The organism is Labedella gwakjiensis, from assembly GCF_003014675.1.
GTDB classification, from domain to species: Bacteria; Actinomycetota; Actinomycetes; order Actinomycetales; family Microbacteriaceae; genus Labedella; species Labedella gwakjiensis.
Genome location: NZ_PYAU01000001.1, coordinates 3,099,169 through 3,115,776, shown reverse-complemented (window position 1 = coordinate 3,115,776; position 16,608 = coordinate 3,099,169). Strand labels below are relative to the sequence as shown.

The 16,608-nt window shown below is 71.4% G+C and carries 12 protein-coding genes; 5 read left to right on the top strand and 7 right to left on the bottom strand.

Translation table 11 applies throughout. The annotated features are described in order from the left end of the window. Positions 1 to 122: 122 nt before the first annotated feature. Positions 123 to 2,204 (top strand): beta-galactosidase, encoded by a 2,082-nt coding sequence (locus CLV49_RS14650; protein WP_106564200.1) that lies wholly within the window; start codon positions 123 to 125, stop codon positions 2,202 to 2,204. A gap of 88 nt (positions 2,205 to 2,292) precedes the next feature. Continuing rightward, the gene (locus CLV49_RS14645; protein WP_106565135.1) at positions 2,293 to 4,746 is read left to right on the top strand and encodes a glycoside hydrolase family 53 protein; all 2,454 of its coding nucleotides are present in this window, start codon (positions 2,293 to 2,295) and stop codon (positions 4,744 to 4,746) included. A 47-nt stretch (positions 4,747 to 4,793) separates the two neighbouring features. Here CLV49_RS14645 and CLV49_RS14640 read toward each other — a convergent pair whose 3' ends face one another. From CLV49_RS14640 to CLV49_RS14610, 7 genes are read right to left on the bottom strand one after another with little or no spacing between them, the layout of a single operon-like run. Beyond that, the gene (locus CLV49_RS14640) at positions 4,794 to 5,843 is read right to left on the bottom strand and encodes a S66 family peptidase (protein WP_106564199.1); all 1,050 of its coding nucleotides are present in this window, start codon (positions 5,841 to 5,843) and stop codon (positions 4,794 to 4,796) included. Between the two features lie 48 nt (positions 5,844 to 5,891). After that, positions 5,892 to 6,827: a diacylglycerol/lipid kinase family protein gene (locus CLV49_RS14635; protein ID WP_158261991.1), complete on the bottom strand. Its 936-nt coding sequence runs from the start codon at positions 6,825 to 6,827 to the stop codon at positions 5,892 to 5,894. Positions 6,828 to 6,859: 32 nt separating this feature from the next. After that, positions 6,860 to 7,654 carry a ferritin family protein gene (locus tag CLV49_RS14630; protein ID WP_106564197.1) on the bottom strand — a complete coding sequence of 265 codons (795 nt, stop codon included), beginning with the start codon at positions 7,652 to 7,654 and terminating at the stop codon, positions 6,860 to 6,862. Between the two features lie 8 nt (positions 7,655 to 7,662). After that, positions 7,663 to 8,409, bottom strand: coding sequence for a lysophospholipid acyltransferase family protein (locus tag CLV49_RS14625; RefSeq protein ID WP_106564196.1), 747 nt, complete (start codon positions 8,407 to 8,409; stop codon positions 7,663 to 7,665). Beyond that, a complete protein-coding gene (locus CLV49_RS14620) occupies positions 8,406 to 9,959 on the bottom strand; it encodes a lactate racemase domain-containing protein (RefSeq protein ID WP_106564195.1) in 1,554 nt (517 codons plus the stop codon). Before CLV49_RS14620 ends, CLV49_RS14625 begins: the two co-directional genes overlap by 4 nt. After that, complete coding sequence (locus CLV49_RS14615; protein WP_166426845.1) at positions 9,956 to 12,385, bottom strand: HAD-IB family hydrolase; 2,430 nt, start codon at positions 12,383 to 12,385, stop codon at positions 9,956 to 9,958. Before CLV49_RS14615 ends, CLV49_RS14620 begins: the two co-directional genes overlap by 4 nt. Continuing rightward, positions 12,382 to 13,209, bottom strand: coding sequence for a hypothetical protein (locus CLV49_RS14610; RefSeq protein ID WP_106564194.1), 828 nt, complete (start codon positions 13,207 to 13,209; stop codon positions 12,382 to 12,384). The genes CLV49_RS14615 and CLV49_RS14610 overlap by 4 nt, the downstream gene beginning before the upstream one ends. A 132-nt stretch (positions 13,210 to 13,341) precedes the next feature. On the opposite strand from CLV49_RS14610, the gene CLV49_RS14605 reads away from it, so the two are divergent. The 3 genes from CLV49_RS14605 (at position 13,342) to CLV49_RS14595 (ending at position 16,601) form a co-directional block, all read left to right on the top strand. Then, positions 13,342 to 14,112: an SDR family NAD(P)-dependent oxidoreductase gene (locus tag CLV49_RS14605; protein ID WP_106564193.1), complete on the top strand. Its 771-nt coding sequence runs from the start codon at positions 13,342 to 13,344 to the stop codon at positions 14,110 to 14,112. A gap of 75 nt (positions 14,113 to 14,187) precedes the next feature. Beyond that, entirely contained in the window at positions 14,188 to 14,934 is a 747-nt protein-coding gene (locus tag CLV49_RS14600) for a lysophospholipid acyltransferase family protein (RefSeq protein WP_106564192.1), read from the top strand. After that, entirely contained in the window at positions 14,931 to 16,601 is a 1,671-nt protein-coding gene (locus CLV49_RS14595; RefSeq protein WP_106564191.1) for an FAD-binding oxidoreductase, read from the top strand. Before CLV49_RS14600 ends, CLV49_RS14595 begins: the two co-directional genes overlap by 4 nt. Positions 16,602 to 16,608 lie beyond the last annotated feature (7 nt).

The window sequence follows — 16,608 nt, the reverse complement described above, 5'->3', positions numbered from 1 at the left end:
CGTACTGTGAGCGGTTCTAGTAATCCACACAGTCGTGAGACTGTCAATACGGGCTTTCGAGAGCTACTCGTGGAGGCTTCGCTGTGCTAGAACTGTGACCGAGCACAGTAACGAGGAGAACGATGACGAACGCGCCCACTCTCGGAGAGACCGCAGCGACCCCCCGGGACGCCGCCGATCGGAACGCGGAGGCGCGCCCCGCCCGGTCCGGCTGGATCCCCGGCACCGACCGGATCGCGTTCGGCGGCGACTACAACCCGGAGCAGTGGGACCGCGACGTCTGGGTCGAGGACATCGCCCTCATGAAGCGCGCCGGCATCTCGCTCGTGAGCATCGGCATCTTCTCGTGGGCGCTCCTCGAGCCCCGCGAGGGCGAGTACGAGTTCGGCTTCCTCGACGAGGTCATGGATCTCCTCCACGGAGCCGGCATCAGCGTCGACCTCGGCACGCCCACCGCCGCTCCCCCCGCGTGGTTCTGGCGCACGTATCCCGAAGCCCACCCCGTGACGCGGGACGGACTCCGCCTCGGCCACGGCTCCCGCGGCATGGCGAGCCCGAGCTCGACCGCCTACCGGGCGGCCGCCCGGGGCATCGCCGACGCGCTCGGCGCGCGGTACGCGACGCACCCGGCGCTCGTGCTGTGGCACGTCCACAACGAGTTCGGCGCTCCCGTCAGCGAGTGCTACTCCCCCGCATCCGCCGCCGCCTTCCGCGTCTGGCTTCAGAACCGGTACGGCTCGCTCGACGCGCTCAACGCCGCGTGGGGGACGAATTTCTGGGGTCAGCGGTACGGCGACTGGGACGAGATCGACGCCCCCCGCACGTCGCCGTCGATCGTGAACCCCGCTCAGCGCCTCGACTTCGCCCGCTACACCTCGAACGCGCTCCTCGAGTGCTTCGTCGCCGAGCGCGACGCCCTCAAGGCGCACACTCCGCACATCCCCGTCACGACGAACTTCATGGCGACGAACTGCCCGTCGATCGACTACTGGGCGTGGAGCCGCGAGGTCGACATCGTCGCGAACGACTACTACCTCGTCGCCGAGCGCGCCGACAACCACGTGCTGCTCGCGATGGACGCCGACCTCACCCGTTCCCTCGCCGGGGGCCGCCCGTGGATCCTCATGGAGCACTCCACCGGCGCCGTGAACTGGCAGCCGCGGAACATCGCGAAGCGGCCGGGAGAGATGGCGCGCAACTCCCTCGTGAGCGTCGCGCGCGGCGCCGACGCCGTCCTGTTCTTCCAGTTCCGGGCCTCGCGATCGGGCGCGGAGAAGTTCCACTCGGCGATGCTCCCCCACGGCGGGACGCCGACACGCATCTGGCGCGAGGTGGAGGCCCTCGGCGCCACGCTCGGCGGGCTCGACGATGTCATGGGCGGCAGCGTTCCCGCCCGGGTCGCGATCCTGTGGGACGTGGAATCCTTCTGGGCGCAGGACCTCGAGTGGCGGCCGTCGGTCGACCTCGGCCACCGCGAGCGGATCGTCGCCTTCTACACGGAGCTCTGGCGGCGGGATGTCGCCGTCGACTTCGCGCACCCCCACGACGACCTCTCCGCGTACGACGTCGTGCTCGCCCCGGCTTCCTACCTCCTCGACGCGGCCTCCGCCGCGAACCTGCGCGGATTCGTCTCCGAGGGCGGGCGCCTCGTCTCCTCCTACTTCTCGGGGATCGTCGACGAGCACGACGCCGTGCCCGACGGCCCGTACCCCGCGGGGCTCCGAGAGGTGCTCGGACTGCGGATCGACGAGTTCCTCCCGTTCCGCGCCGATGAGAGCGCACGGCTCGACGACGGATCGACGGGCACCGTCTGGGCCGACGACATCGTGCTCGACGGCGCAGAGGCCGTCGCGACCTTCGAGGACGGCCCCGCCGCGGGTCGCCCGGGAGTCACCCGCAACGTCTACGGCACCGGATCGGCCTGGTACGTCTCGACGAAGCTCGACGGCGACGACCTCGGGATGCTCCTCGAGCGGGTCCTCGCCGAGGCGGGCGTCGAATCCGCCGCCGCCCACCCGGTCGCGGGGCTCGAACGCGTCGAACGGCGCACCGACGAGGCACTCTTCGTATTCCTCGCGAATCACGGTGACACGGACGTGGAGGTCGCCGACGTCTCCGGCATCGACGTCGCGACGGGTGAGTCCGTGTCGGGACTCGTCGTCCCCGGCGCCGCCACGCGCGTGATCCGCTCAGAACTCGACTGACCCCGCTCCACCGATACCCGCCGACCACGCGATGGCCGGCACTCGCTTCACGCACGACAGAACCGCATTCGTCAAGGAGGACGACATCATGACCGAACCCCTCATCGCACCTCGGGGCCACACCGCTGCGGCCCGGGTCAGAGCATCGGGAAGGCGGCGCACGGTGGCGGTCTTCTCCGCGGCGGGTGTCGCTCTCCTGGCCTTGGGTCCGCTGACGGCGTCGCCGGCCGCCGCGGCCACCGGCGTTCTCGCGAACCCCGGCTTCGAGTCGGGACTCGACGGGTGGACGTCAGACGGGCCCGAGGGTGCCGCGAAGACCGAGACCGGCGGTACGTCGGGCCTGCGCCTCACGCACTGGCTCGAGAGCGAGGGGTCCGTCGCCACGACGCAGACCGTCTCTGGCCTCGCCGACGGCTGGTGGACCTTCGGGGTCGACGTCACGTCGGGCGGAGGACTCGCGTCGAGCGCCATCACGACGAGCGGATGCGGGCTCGACGGCGAGACGACCGTGCCGTCCACGGAGTCCGACGGAGCGTGGCTGCGCCTCGAGGTGTCCGCGTACGTCTCGGGCGGGTCGTGCACGGTCGGACTCCGGACCGCCGGACCGGCGGGCTCGTGGGCGAGCATCGACGGCGCGACCCTCGAAGCGGGTCGCAGCGAGCGCACCCTCCGCGGGGCCGACCTGTCGAACGTGGCCAAGAACGAGGACCGCGGCGCGACCTACGCCGACGCCGACGGGAACGCCGTCGACCCGATCGACGCCCTCGCCGGGGCGGGCGCGAACGTCGGACGACTGAAGGTGTGGGTCGACCCCGCCGACGGTTACAACGACACGGACGACGTCGTCGCCTCGGCCCGTCGCATCGTCGACGCCGGGATGGAACTGCTCGTCGACTTCCACTACTCGGATCGCTGGACGGACCCGGGCGCCCAGGGCATGCCCTCCGCGTGGGTCGGACTCGACGCCGCCGCCGTGACCGAGCGGGTGTCGGAGCACACCACGGAGGTGCTCGAGTCGCTCGCGGCTGTCGGCATCACGGCCGACTACGTGCAGGTGGGCAACGAGATCAACCCCGGCATGCTCTGGCCGCTCGGTCAGACGTGGGACGTCGACCCCACCGACGACGTGTCCGAGCCGCAGTGGGACGCCCTCGCCGGGTTCCTCACCGCCGGAGCCGAGGCCGTGAAGGCCGTCGATCCCGACACGCAGGTGATCCTGCACCTCACCAACATCAACAACGGCATCGACGGGCTCACCTGGTGGTTCGACGAGGTCGTGGCTCGCGACGTGCCGTTCGACCTCATCGGCCTCTCGTACTACGGATACTGGCACGGGTCCCTCGCCGACCTGCAGGGCGCCGTGTCGACGCTCTCGGAGCGCTACGACCGTGACGTGCTCGTCGTGGAGACGGCTTACCCGTGGACGCTCGACGACCAGCCCGGCCTCGGGTGGGAGAACGTCATCGACCTCGAGTCCGAGCTCGTCGCGGGCTACCCCGCGACGCCCGAGGGCCAGGCGGCGAATCTGCGCGCCGTTCAGGACGTCGTCGCGTCGGCACCCGGCGGACGCGGCCTCGGCGTCGTGTACTGGGAGCCGGCGTGGACGGCCGTCGAGGGCAACGGCTGGGACCCCGAGGACCCGGCATCCGGCAACGCGTGGGAGAACCAGGCCGTGTTCGATCACGACGGTCGGATGCTGCCGGCGGCCGCACAGTTCGGCGAGACCGCGTACACCGTCTCCGCCGCGCCGTCCGTGTCCCTCGTAGGCGAAGCGGGGGTGGACGGGTGGTTCCGCAGCGCGGTCTCCGTCTCGGCCGCGATCTCCCTCCCCGGTCTCGCGGTGGATGCGCCGCTCGAGCTGAGCATCGATGGTGGTCCCGCCGTGCCCGCATCGGATGCGACCGTCGTGGACGAGGACGGCGAGCACTCGGCGGACGCCGGCGTCGCCGCTCCGGGGCTCGTCGCCGTGACGCGCGACGCGGCCAGCGCGGGCGCGCCGCTCGCTCCCGCACCGTCGCTCGGCGAAGCCGTCCCAGCCGGGCCGGCGGCGGACGTCGCCGCCCTCGCGGCCTCGACGACGACGTTCGGGGTCGACCGAACGGCACCGAGCGTCACCGCGACGCTCGACGCCGAGGGAGCCCGTGTGACCGTCGGCGCCGACGACGGCCTGTCCGGGATCGCCACGGTCGAGTACGCCGTCGACGGAGGTGCAGCAGCCTCCTACACGGGCCCGATCGACGTCTCCGCGCTCGCCGCGGCGGGTGGCGGGACGATCACCGCGTCGGCGACGGACCGAGCCGGGAACGTGACGGAGTCGACCGTGGCCGTTCCCGCGGCGATCGGCACCGCACCGTCGGATCCCGACGGCTCCGACGACCCGTCGGTGTCCGCCCCGGACGACGCGTCCGCGCCTGACGGCCTCGCGGTGACGGGGGCGAGCGGCGCTGCGCTCCTCTCCCTCATCGCCGCGGCCCTGCTCGCCATCGGTGTCCTCGGCATCGGGTCACGCGTGCTCCGTCGCCGCCGCTCGGCTGACAGCTAGGCGTCGGGGCGGGTGTCTCTCGTTCCCGAGACGGAGACGCCCGCCGCTCAGCTGTAGTCGGCGGTCACCGTACGGGTCACCCCGTCGAGACGGACGACACCGCCGTGGGGAACGATCCACTGCGGCCGGGTGTGTCCGAACGGTACTCCGACGCACACGACGGCATCGGGGTTGTAGCGGGCCACCTCCGTGACGACGACGTCCCTCTGGGCCGCGCGCAGCGCGTCGCGTTCCCGCTTCTCCGGGACGAGCTTCTCGAAGGAGGTCACGGGCGGGCGGGCGACGAGTACACCCGCGACGGCCCCGAGGATGCCGCCCTCCCCGAGCGAACGCACCCAGCGCCTGACCTGCGCGGCCGGCGGGGTCTCCTCGCTCGTCTCGATGAGGAGGACGGCGCCCTCGAGATCCGAGACGGCGGGCATCCGCCCCGCGAGGGCGATCTGATAGATCACCTCGATGCACCCGCCCCACGTCCGCCCCGACACGGAACGCGCGGGGCCCGCCCAGGCCCACGGCCCGGTGGGCTCGCGATCGCCGTCCTCATGGAGCGCACGCGGATCCGTCCAGAGCAGGCCGTGGTCCTCCGACTCCCCCGGGTCGGTCAGCTCGATCTCTCCTCCGTCGAGGAGGGCCGCCCGCAGCGACACGCGGTGGACCTCGTCGACGCCCGGACCCGCCCCGAGGTGCACTTGCGTGGACCCGCCGTAGAAGCTCGGGACCCCGAGACCCCACAGGAGGTTGTGAAGGTGCGTGTTGTCGCTGTATCCGAGGAACGGCTTCGGGTTCGCGGCGAGGACGTCGGTATCGATGTGCGGGACGACCGTGATCTGGTCGTCGCCCCCGACGGTGGCGAGCACGGCGCGGATCGTCGGGTCGGCGAAGGCCGCCGTGACGTCGGCCGCACGCGCCTCCGCGCTCGCGTTCAGGAGCCGGGTCGTCGGGTACTCCACCGGGATGAGTCCCGTAACCTCCCCGAGTCGCCGCATGGCCTGCTCGTGGACGGCCGCGGACACGGCGGGAGCCGCCAGCGCGGGCGACAGGACGGCCACCCTGTCGCCCGGTCGTGCCTTCGGGGTCGCGGTCGTCTGTCGCCTCATCCGTCGATTGAAGCAGACCACCCGGCGCGGTGAGTCATCGGCCCGAGGTCAGCGGACGATTCGGAGTGCGCCCGGCTCGATCCAGGCCTCGAGACGCGAGACGTGGCCGAGTTCCTCGCCGTCGGCCTCGGCGCGCTCCGGCACCTCGAAGGAGACATCGACGCTGCCCGCCCGCGTGACGCGCACCGCGGATCCGGCGAGACCCCGGCCGACCGACGACGGCGCCCGGACGGCGCTCGCGACGAACCACGCCGCGAGGCGCGCCCAGGACAGAACGCTGCGCGGGCGCAGCACCATGACGTCGAGCTCGCCGTCTTCCACCACGGCCCCCGGCACGAACACGAGACCCGCCGGCAGGAGGCCGCCGTTGGCGACCACGACCGTGTGAGCCGTCTCGGACACCGCGGAACCCTCGTCGAGCGAGACACGAACGGCGAAACGCTCGTTCCGCCAGATCGACGCCGAGATGCCCTGGATGTAGCCGAGCCAGCCGAAGCGCTCCTTGCCGCGGGGGTGCGTGTCGGCGACCATCGCCGCATCGATGCCCGCGCCCACCATCACGGTGAAAGGCCTCTCGACGACCGAGCCGTCGGCGAGCGTCGCCCGGAATCGCCCGAGGTCCACGCGGCTCTCGTCAGGGGTGCCCGTCCCGATCGCCGCGAACGCGTGCGCGACGGCACGATCGACACTCCCTGTGGCACCGACCGATCGGGCGAAGAGGTTCGTGGTGCCGACGGGAACGACGGCGAGGGGCAGGCTTCGACCGGAGAGGGCTCCGGCGGCCATGCTCACCGTGCCGTCTCCCCCGGCCGCGATCACGAGGTCCGGACGGGTCGCCCCGAGCGCGTCGCTGAGCGCGGACGCGCCGCCGTCGTGCGCTTCCGTGGCGACCCATACGGTCGGTCCCCACCCCGCGTGCCGCGCTTCACGCGCGACTTCGCGACGCAGCCGCGCGAGGTCGACCCGGAGCGGGTGGTACACCACGACGGCCCGTCGCAGGCCGGGGATCCGCTCGGTCAGGCCGCGATCCCGCGCTTGTCGAGCGAGTCGTTCACGATCGTGAGCCCCTCCATGCCGGGCATCTTCGCGATGTGCGCGTCGATCTGGCTCGCGGCCTTGCGTCCGTCCGGTCCACCCATGAGGTGGCTCATGACGTGCTTGACCTCGGCCTCGTCCATGATCGTCGAGCCCACGGGGCCCCAGAACGAGCTGAGGGCGAAGCGCGCGAACTTCTGCGCCACGACGCTCTTGCCGAGCCGCTCGCGCGCCTGCGTCGCGTAGAACGCGACGTGGCGGGCCTCCTGCTTGGCGATCCGGCGGAGGAGCTCGGCGAGGATCGGGTGACCCTCGAGGTCCGCCATGCGGTTGTACGCGGCGACCGCCGACCACTCGTTGGCGGCGCCCCAGATCATGTGGACGGCGACGAAGTCCTTGCCGACGAGGTTCGAGAGCACGGACTGCTTCACGGGGTCGAGGCGGTCCTTCCACCCGAGCTTGAGGCGCTTGGACTTGAGCTCGTCGAACTCGAGGGTGATGTCGTGCGCGGCGAGGACGGCTGACAGGGCCTCGCCGTGCCAGAACTCCTCGCGGTTCCACATGGTCATGAACCCGGTGACGTCGGCATCGCGGTGCGACGGCGTCACGAGCATGTCCCGCAGATAGCAGACGGTGTGGTACTCGACGTCGGCCATGTAGCGGATGCTGCGCAGCGTGTCGGGTGGCAGCGGATTGGTGCGGAACTCCTCGAAGTCGAGGTCCGACCAGTTCACGTTGGTCGACGTCTTCGTGTACTTGTCGATGTCGAATGCCATGTCGCTCCTTAACTCCACGTCCGGCGTCGTGCCGACCGTGCGTCCCTGCTTGAACTGTCCCAGATGCGCCGCCAACGCGCTCGCTGCACCCCTGAGTCTGCACCATCCGCCTGCGCGGAATCGGCATGTGCGAGGTGCGCGGCGAACCACGGTCCGCGCGTCCCGTCGATGGCCGTCTGAACGGCCTGCTCGGCCCGGTGGGCGAGCTCCGCTGGTTCGTCACGCGCGCTCGTGGGGATTGGTCGGGCGAACGTGACCGACACGCGTCGTCGACCCGCTCGCGGGAGAGTGCGCCACGGAGGGAGGGCCGCGAAGGTGCCGGCGATCGCGACGGGAACGAGCGCCGCTCCCGACTCCACGGCGAGACGGGCCGCGGTGTCGTCGAACGAGCGCAGGTCGCCGTCGTCCGCGCGCTCCGACTCGGCGAACACCACGACGCTGCGGCCGGCCCGAATCGCGAGCCGAGCGGCCCCGAGGGTCACCGCACCGGCGACACCCTGACCGGAGCGCGGTGCCGACGTCACGACGACGGGGCCGACGACGGGCTCCAGGACGGATCGGAGGAGGGGCCCGTCGAGCGAGCTCGGGTGGTTCGCGGCGAACACGAACGGACCGGACGCCTCCGCCACGTCGTCGAGTCCCCACGTCGAGACATCGACCGCTGCACGCACCGCGGCGCGACGGAGCGGCCGACGCGCGACGACGGCGAGGGCGACGAGCGGCGCGAGGGTCGACGCCGTGCCGCGCGCGGTCATGCGAGCGCCGCCGGGCGGACGGGCGTGCCGTGCACGAAGGTGAGGGACGTCTCGCCGTCCTGCCGGTACCCGGCCATGTCGAGCGCGTCGTCGAGGGTCGTCGCGGCGCGGAAACCGAGACGGGAGGCCGTCTCGCGGTCGCCGCCCACGACGATGACGTCGGACAGATGGTCGCGGGCCGCGGCCGTCGCGTACCACGCGTGGAACGGGTGGAGGGCGTGGTGGGCCGAGCTGGTCCTGTAGAGGTGCCGGTACCAGTCGTCGCGTGCGAAGCCCTCCTCGAACTCCTCGGCGATGACCGATGCGTCCGTGGACGACCGGAGCACGTCGGCGAAGAAGTCGACGTAGCCCGCGTGGTGGATGGGGTGGAACGTGGGCGTGAGCGGGTGGGACAGGATCAGGACGCCGCCGCGCTTGACGACGGGTTCCGCCGAGACGCCGTCGAAGACCTGACCGAGTCCGAGCGTGGCGACGCTCACCGGATCGAGCGGGGCCCCGCTCGTTCCGTAGCCCGTGTCCGGCAGGCCGAAGAGGGCGATGTCGGCTCCGACCGGACGGTTCGCGAGGCGCGCCGTGCGGAGGAAGGCGTCCATCGAGGCGTGCACGGCAGAGGGAGCGCCGGCTCGAACGGACGTGACGACGTGGCCGATGCCCGGGAAACGGACGGGACGCACGGCCTCGGGGAGCACGGCGGCAGCGGTGCGCACGGCACGCGAGCGCACACGGTCGAGGAGGGTCCACTCGCGCTCGCGCTTCCCGAGGAAGGCGCTCACGCTCTTGATGGGGGCGTCGGCGAGAGTCGCCGCGATCGTGAAGACCCGTGTGCGGTCGCCGAGAGTGTCGACGAACGGGGCGAGGGCGTCGTCGCGCTGCTCCGCCGTGATGCGGTCGGTCCCCGGCACCGGGGTCAGCGCGCGCGCCGTCGCGGCGCTCGCGAAGGACGGGACGATCGAGGGCGAGCCCTCGTCGCCGACGGCCGTGGCGAGGCGCACGGCGACCACGAGGTCGCTCTCCACGAGGCGCGAGGCGATCTCGAGCGGCGAGCCGTCGGGCAGCTCGCCGACGGTCGTCATGCCCTCGGCGTCCTCGGCGTCGTGGCTCGTGAGCGATCCGGCGTCGAAGGAACGGAACACCCGCTCGCCGAGGGTGGAGAGCAGTTCGTGGGATGTCAGACGACGCCGCAGTCCCGTCGCCGCGAGCACGCGGACGTCGTCGACCCCCGCTCGCGCGGCCATCTCGAGGACGCGCTCGACGATGCGCTGCCGCACGTCGGCACCGCTCGTCGCGGTCACGGGCTGGGACAGGTCGTCGACGACGACCGTCAGGACCGTCCCGGCGACGAGGAGCGAATCGAGAGGCTCGGAGCCTTCCGGCGACGACAGCACCCGGTCGAGCTCGGCGGAGAGGGAACGGAGCGCGGGTTCCGCGTCGGCCGGATAGACGACCTCGGCGCCGGAGGGAAGTCGCTCGAGGCGAACGCTCCCTCCGCGGAAGACGACGAGAGGAGGGGTGTCGGCGTCCACGGTCAGGACGTAGCCGGGTCTGGTCATGCGCTGGTCTCCTCGACGGGGTGGGGGGTGTCGTCGACGGCGGGACGATCGCGCGTCGGGTCGGGGTGGGCCGATGTGGGGATGGCGGGAGGCTGGAGGGCCGATTCCGAGCGCAGGACGCTCACGAGGGAGTCGAGTCGGCGGTGGCGGAGGTCGTGCCACAACCGGATCTTCCAGTGCTTCTGGACGGCGTGCTCGTAGAGGGCCGCGTCGGGATTGACCGCCTGGGGGTGCCCGACGAGCTCCATCCACGCGCGGTCGGCGTGGCTGTCCCCGTAGGCGTACGACGCCGAGAGGTCGAGGTCGTGCCGTTCGGCGTAGAGCCGCAGCCAGGCGGCGCGGGCCTCGTCGACGAGGGGCGGGCCAGACAGGTAGCCGGTCCAGCGCCCGTCGCGCACGTGCATCGAGCTCGCGACGACCTCGTCGAAGAGGCTCGCGAACGGCTCGACGAGGACGTCGACAGCCCCGGTCACGAGCACCGTGCGGTGTCCGGCCGCGCGGTGGGCGCGGATGCGACGGATCGCCTCGGGTTTCATGCGGGCGAGGAGCGCATCGCTCACGCTCTCACGCACGAGAGCGCGGATGCGAGCGTCGTCGACACCCTCGTAGCGACGCAGGAACGTGCGGATGAATTCGCCGCGATCGCGGCGCTCCGCCTGGAGGTAGCGCGGCAACGAGGCGAGCAGGTCGGCGAGCTCGCTCGGCCAGTGCGACGTGGGCAGGCTCGCGAGGCGCACCCACAGGTACTGCTCGACGATGTTGGAGGCGAGGATCGTGCCCTCGAGGTCGAAGACGGCGACGGCGCGCGGGTTCGTCGGCAGTGCCTTCTCCCCCATCGCCTTCGCACGCGGACGCGACGAGAACGTCTTCATGAGGGTCGTGACCGCCGGGAGGTGGACGCGCTGCATGTAGTCGTCCCAGTCGATCGACGCGGCGTCGAACCCGTGCACGGCCTGGCGGTCGGGGGCGACGGCGCGGCCGAGCTCGGCCGTCCGGCTGTCGTCGTAGACGATCTCCGCCTGCGTGTACGACTGGTACAGGTCGGCGTAGCTGCGGAGGAGTTCGAGGTCTTGCGCGCGAGACGACACCCCGCGCATCCAGCCGCGCGTCGTCGCGGACGACGGCAGGCGCAGGAGGAGGCGACGGGCGGCCACGTTGGCCCTCTCGTTGATCGCGAGGGCGCGCTCGATCGCCTTGCTTCCCGGGAACGCCCAGGCGGGGACACGGATGTGTCCGCGCTGGTCGTCCGGGATGGGGTTGGCGCTGAAGTACCGCAGGACGTTCTCGTACATGTCGCGGAACGTCAGCGGATTACGGCCGCCCGAGCTCAGGTGGAAGTACCGCGGAGCATCGACTGGAGGGGGCGTCGCGGCCACGGCGAGCGTCGCGTTCACGACGATGTCGACGGGGATGATGTCGAGGATCGAGTCGGGCAGTCCGGGGAATTCGGGGAGCAGCCCGCGACCGTACGCGATGATGAGCGGATCGGCGACCTTGAAGCCGTCGATCCAGCCGGGGAACGGGTGCGCGAGGGCGCTCTCGATGATCGCGGGACGCACGACGGACAACCGGTGCCCGTTGCCCGCCCAGAGGTCCTCGGCGACGCGCTCGCTGAGCGACTTCGTGAGGGCGTAGACGTCGGCCCAGCCGAGGCTCTGCGCGCGCGAACGGCCGTACTCGACGAGGCGCTTGTGCACCCACTCCCGCCGGCCCTCTTCGGCTGCGGCCGCGACGGCCTGCGGCCCGACCTTGCCGGACTCGGCGCGCGCCGTGGCGATGAGGGAGCGGAGCACCTCGGGTCGGCGTGACGACGCCTCCACGGCCGCTCGGGCGGCGATCGCCGCGTCGAGCTCCGTCCGCCAGTCGACGGCGTGCTCGAGCGAGGCCTCGACGGCCGTGCCCTTGCGGATGCCGCCGACGTAGGCGGTGGAGACGTGCACGACGTGCGGGTCGGATCCCGTGCGCAGGAGCGCCTCGTAGAGTCCGACGGCGCCCTGGACGTTCGTGCGGAACGCCTCGTCGATCGGCGGGTCGAACGACACCGTCGACGCGCTGTGGATGAGGACGTCGAGGTCGCCGGGCAGCTCGGCGACGTCGCCCATGCTCGACTCGATGACGGTGACGCGCTCGGCGACCTGGCGGTCGGCCTCCTCGGCCCCCACGCGCTCGCGCCACGGCTTGAAGACGGGCTTCCGCATGAGGCTCGTGAGGCGCTTCGTGCCCGTGAGGGAGCCGCGCGGCCGGATGAGGACGCTGATGCGCGTGCTCGGATACTCGGCGAGGAGCTTCTCGAGGAGGGCCTGGCCGACGAATCCCGTCGCACCCGTGAGGAGGATGTGCTGGTTCGCGAGAGCGCCCTCGCCGAGGGCGTCCTCGAGCGCGCGGATCGCGGCCTGCTCGCCGTCGGACATCTCGGCGCCGGTCATGCCGCCGCTCCGAATCGCTGTGCGGCGCGTTGCATCACACGCAGTCCGCCGACGCCGGGAAGCGCGTCGATGCGGCGATCGATCCGGGCGATCCGGCCGCGCGATCGCGCGTCGGGGAAGAGCGAACGGAAGACGTGCCGCGTCTCGGCCGACGGCTCGTCCCGCATCCCGGTGGGGAGGAAACGGTGGGAGAGCATCGCCCGAGTGAGGCGTCGCGCCCCCTCGGTCTCCGCCAGGCGACGCACGGCCTCGTCCTCGAAGAAGACGCGGTGGCGGGAGCGCACGTCGGCGAACGTCGCCAGGAGCTCCGTGAGCTCCGGCCGCGCCTCGGCGTCGGCGATGGCCCTGTACACCTCCTGGGTCCAGTACTCGTCGATGGTCCCGCGGGTGACGTGCGTCGCGATCACGTCCTCTCCGATGAGGTTCGCGGCGATCGCCGTGCCGATCGGCGCGAGGCGGTCGCGGGTCTCGTCGACGCGGTGGAGCGCCCGCCCGATCACTCCGCGCTCGGCGCGCACGGGCGCCGGGTGAGCACCGACGATGCGGTCGAAGGCATCGGCGATCCAGTACTTCTCGAAGGCCCACGTGGCGAGGAACGCCGTGAGACGAGCGTCTTTGTGCGACGGCGTCACGAGGACGTCGCGCATGTGGTGCATCGTGGAGCGCTCGACGTCGCGCAGGTAGGCGAGCGTGCGCACGGTCCGAGCCGTCAGCGGGCGCTCGGCGAACTCCTCGAGGGGAAGCGTGTCGGCGTGGCTCCCGACGGCCGTGCGCGTGAAGGCCCGGATGTCGAAGCCGCGCTGGGCGTCGGCGGTCTCGGTCATTCGTGTTCCTCCGGTGGGGTGCTCGTCGTGTTCGTCGTCATCGTGTCTCTGCGATCTCGGGCTCGACCGGCGTCGTCTCGAGCCCTGGCGGCGTGAGGGCCGCCGTCACGAGCCTGTCGTATCGTGATGCCCATGCCCATAGCCCTCATCACCGGCGGAACCTCCGGCATCGGCGCAGCCTTCGCGAGCGCCCTCGCCTCCCGCGGAACCGATCTCGTGCTCGTCGCCCGCGACGCCGACCGGCTGGCCACCGCGGCCGCCGACCTCTCGAGCAGGTTCGGAGTCGAAGTCGAAACGGTTGCCGCGGATCTCGCCGATCGCGAGGACGTCGGTCGTGTCGCCGCCGTGCTCGAACGCGCCGAACGGCCGATCGACATGCTCGTGAACAACGCCGGCTTCGGCGTGCACGACGCACTCCTCGCGGAGGACACGACGCTGCACGAGCGGGCGCTCGACGTCATGGTCCGCGCCGTCCTCGTCCTCGGAGGGGCCGCAGGACGGGCGATGTCGGCGCGTGGGAGCGGGTACATCGTCAACACGTCGAGCACAGCCGGGTTCATCACCATGGGCGCCTACTCTGCCGTCAAAGCGTGGGTGACCACGTACTCGGAGGGGCTCGCGGTGGAACTCGCGGGGACGGGCGTCGGCGTCACAGCGCTCTGCCCCGGCTGGGTCCGCACCGAGTTCCACGAACGCGCCGGGATCCGGGCATCGTCCATCCCGTCGTTCCTGTGGATCGACGCGGATGCGCTCGTCGCCGAGTGCCTGCGGGACGTCGCGAGAGGACGCGTCATCTCGATCCCTTCGGTGCGGTTCCGTGTGCTGATGTGGCTCGCGCGGCACGCTCCCCGTGGCGCCATCCGCTGGGTGTCCGGCCGGATCTCGTCGAGCCGCCGACACTGAGCGGATAACGCCGTTGCGAGTGTATCGCTACGGTGACCGTTTCGATTCGCGTCGGATTCGCACTACTCTGAGCGAGTGGAACGACCAGGGCGATCGCGACGCCGCACCCGCTACACCTCATCCCTGCACGCCGGTGCCCGCTTCGTCGCTCAGCGACTCCTCCTGAAGCCGCTCGTCTGGTCCCTCGTGCACGTCTCCACGCACGGCACGCACCGTCTCGACGATCTCCCGAAGACGTTCGTCATCGTGGCGAACCACTCCAGTCACCTCGACGCACCGCTCGTCATGGGCGCGCTCCCCCACCGCCACAGCCGCTACCTCGCGGCGGCGGCCGCGGCCGACTACTTCTTCGACGTCTGGTGGAGGAAGGGGCTCACCGCCCTGTTCTTCAACGCCTTCCCCGTCGACCGTGTCGGGGAGCTGCGGTCCAAGGGACTCGCGACGACGCTCCTCGAGGCCGGCGTGCCCGTGCTGATCTTCCCCGAGGGGACGCGGTCCCGGGACACGACGATCGCTCCCTTCAAGGCCGGGGCTGCCGCGCTCTCCATCAAGGCGCAGGTGCCGTGCGTACCCGTAGCTGTCTTCGGTGCCCAGGCCGCGATGCCGCGGACCCGCAACTGGCCCGTCCGCGGCCGGCCTCCCGTGGCCGTCGCCTTCGGCGCGCCCCTCGTGCATCGCGCGGGCGAGACCGTGACGGCTTTCAACCGCCGCATCGAGTCGAGCGTGCGCGACCTCTACCTCTCGCTCGCCGAACCCGGCGTCGATGGACAACGCAGGATCGACCCGTCGTCAGGCGCGTCACGGAACGAAGGGGCAGCATGACCGACGTCGCGCACATGAAGTGGTGGGGGTGGGGAGTCGAGGGAGTCGGCTTCCACCACGAGGACAAGCCGGCGTTCGCGCCGTTCGTGCGGAAGGCCGTGGGTCTCGACGTCTCGACGCCGCCGGCGCCCGTCGACGACTTCTCCTCCGTCGAGGTCCCCGCTTCACGGCTCTCCGACGACGCCCACACCGCCCTCACCGCGATCGTCGGGGCCGGCTACGCCCTCACCGACGACCTCGAGCGCGTCGTGCACACCTACGGCAAGAGCATCCGAGACCTCCTGCGGCTCCGCGCACACCTGCTCCCCCGCGTCCCCGACGTGGTCCTCTATCCCGCCGACGAGGCGCAGGTCGAGCTCATCGTGTCGTGGGCCGTCGAGAACGACGCCGTCCTCATCCCGTTCGGCGGCGGAAGCAACATCTCCGGCAGCCTCGAGCCGCCCGTCGCCGAGGAGCGCGTGATCGCCTCCATCGACATGGGTCGACTCCGGAAGCTCATCGAGATCGACGAGTACTCGGGGCTCGCGACCTTCCAGGCCGGCGTGCTCGGCCCGGACCTCGAGGAGCAGCTCGGGGCACGCGGCTGGACGATGGGCCACTACCCCGACAGCTTCACGCACTCGTCCCTCGGCGGGTGGATCGCGACGCGCTCGTCCGGCATGCAGTCGGACAAGTACGGCGACATCGCCGAGATCACGAAGGGCCTGCGGGTGGTCCAGCCCGGCGGCACCCTCGTCATCCGGCCGATCCCCAACGCCTCGACGGGTCCGAGCGTGCGCGAGGCGATCCTCGGCAGCGAGGGACGCCTCGGCATCATCACCGAGGCCACCGTTCAGGTGCACCGCCTGCCCGAGCGCCGCGAGGTCATCGGCTACCTCTTCAAGGACTGGGAGAGCGCACTCGTCGCGATGCACGACATCTCCACGAGCGACGCCGCGCCGTCCATCACGCGCGTCTCCGACGCGCGCGAGACGGGCTTCTCCTTCGCGACGCGCAAGGCGTCCACCGGGATCTCCTCCAAGGTGACGGCCGGTCTCATGACCGTTCTCGAGAAGCGCGGGTGGGACCTCGACGAGATCTGCCTGTCCTTCATCGGCTACGAGGGATCGCCCTCCCACGTCGCGCGCCAGAAGTCGATGGTCGGCTCGGTCATCCGCAAGCACGGTGCGGTCACCGTCGGCAAGGGGCCAGGCGCGCTCTACGACCAGAAGAAGTTCGACACGCCCTACCTGCGCGACTTCCTCCTCGACCGCGGAGCGGCCGCCGACGTGTCGGAGACGGCCGCGCCCTGGTCGAAGCTGCTCCCGCTCTACCGCAACGTCCGCGCGGCGGCCGACGGGGCGTACGCCCAGCTCGGCACGGAGGGGTGGATCATGTGTCACCTCTCGCACTCGGCGCACTCGGGAGCGTGCCTGTACTTCACCTTCGCGTTCGTCCACGACGGCGTCGACCCGATCGCCCAGTACGACGTCGTGAAGTCGGCGATCCAGAGCGCCTTCATCGAATCGGGCGGCACGCTCTCCCACCATCACGCCGTGGGCACGGAGCACGCGCCGTGGCTGGAGGCGGACATCTCCGCTCCCGGCGTCGGCCTCATCCAGGGCATGTTCGATGCGATCGACCCCGGGAAGAACCTCAACCCCGGGAAAATCATCTCCTCGGAGTAGGCCGGCC

Coding starts and splice junctions, on each gene's coding strand:
- CLV49_RS14650 (WP_106564200.1), top strand. CDS start 123: ATGACGAACGCGCCCACTCTCGGAGAGACCGCAGCGACCCCCCGGGAC.
- CLV49_RS14645 (WP_106565135.1), top strand. CDS start 2,293: ATGACCGAACCCCTCATCGCACCTCGGGGCCACACCGCTGCGGCCCGG.
- CLV49_RS14640 (WP_106564199.1), bottom strand. CDS start 5,843: ATGAGGCGACAGACGACCGCGACCCCGAAGGCACGACCGGGCGACAGG.
- CLV49_RS14630 (WP_106564197.1), bottom strand. CDS start 7,654: ATGGCATTCGACATCGACAAGTACACGAAGACGTCGACCAACGTGAAC.
- CLV49_RS14625 (WP_106564196.1), bottom strand. CDS start 8,409: ATGACCGCGCGCGGCACGGCGTCGACCCTCGCGCCGCTCGTCGCCCTC.
- CLV49_RS14620 (WP_106564195.1), bottom strand. CDS start 9,959: ATGACCAGACCCGGCTACGTCCTGACCGTGGACGCCGACACCCCTCCT.
- CLV49_RS14615 (WP_166426845.1), bottom strand. CDS start 12,385: ATGACCGGCGCCGAGATGTCCGACGGCGAGCAGGCCGCGATCCGCGCG.
- CLV49_RS14610 (WP_106564194.1), bottom strand. CDS start 13,209: ATGACCGAGACCGCCGACGCCCAGCGCGGCTTCGACATCCGGGCCTTC.
- CLV49_RS14605 (WP_106564193.1), top strand. CDS start 13,342: ATGCCCATAGCCCTCATCACCGGCGGAACCTCCGGCATCGGCGCAGCC.
- CLV49_RS14595 (WP_106564191.1), top strand. CDS start 14,931: ATGACCGACGTCGCGCACATGAAGTGGTGGGGGTGGGGAGTCGAGGGA.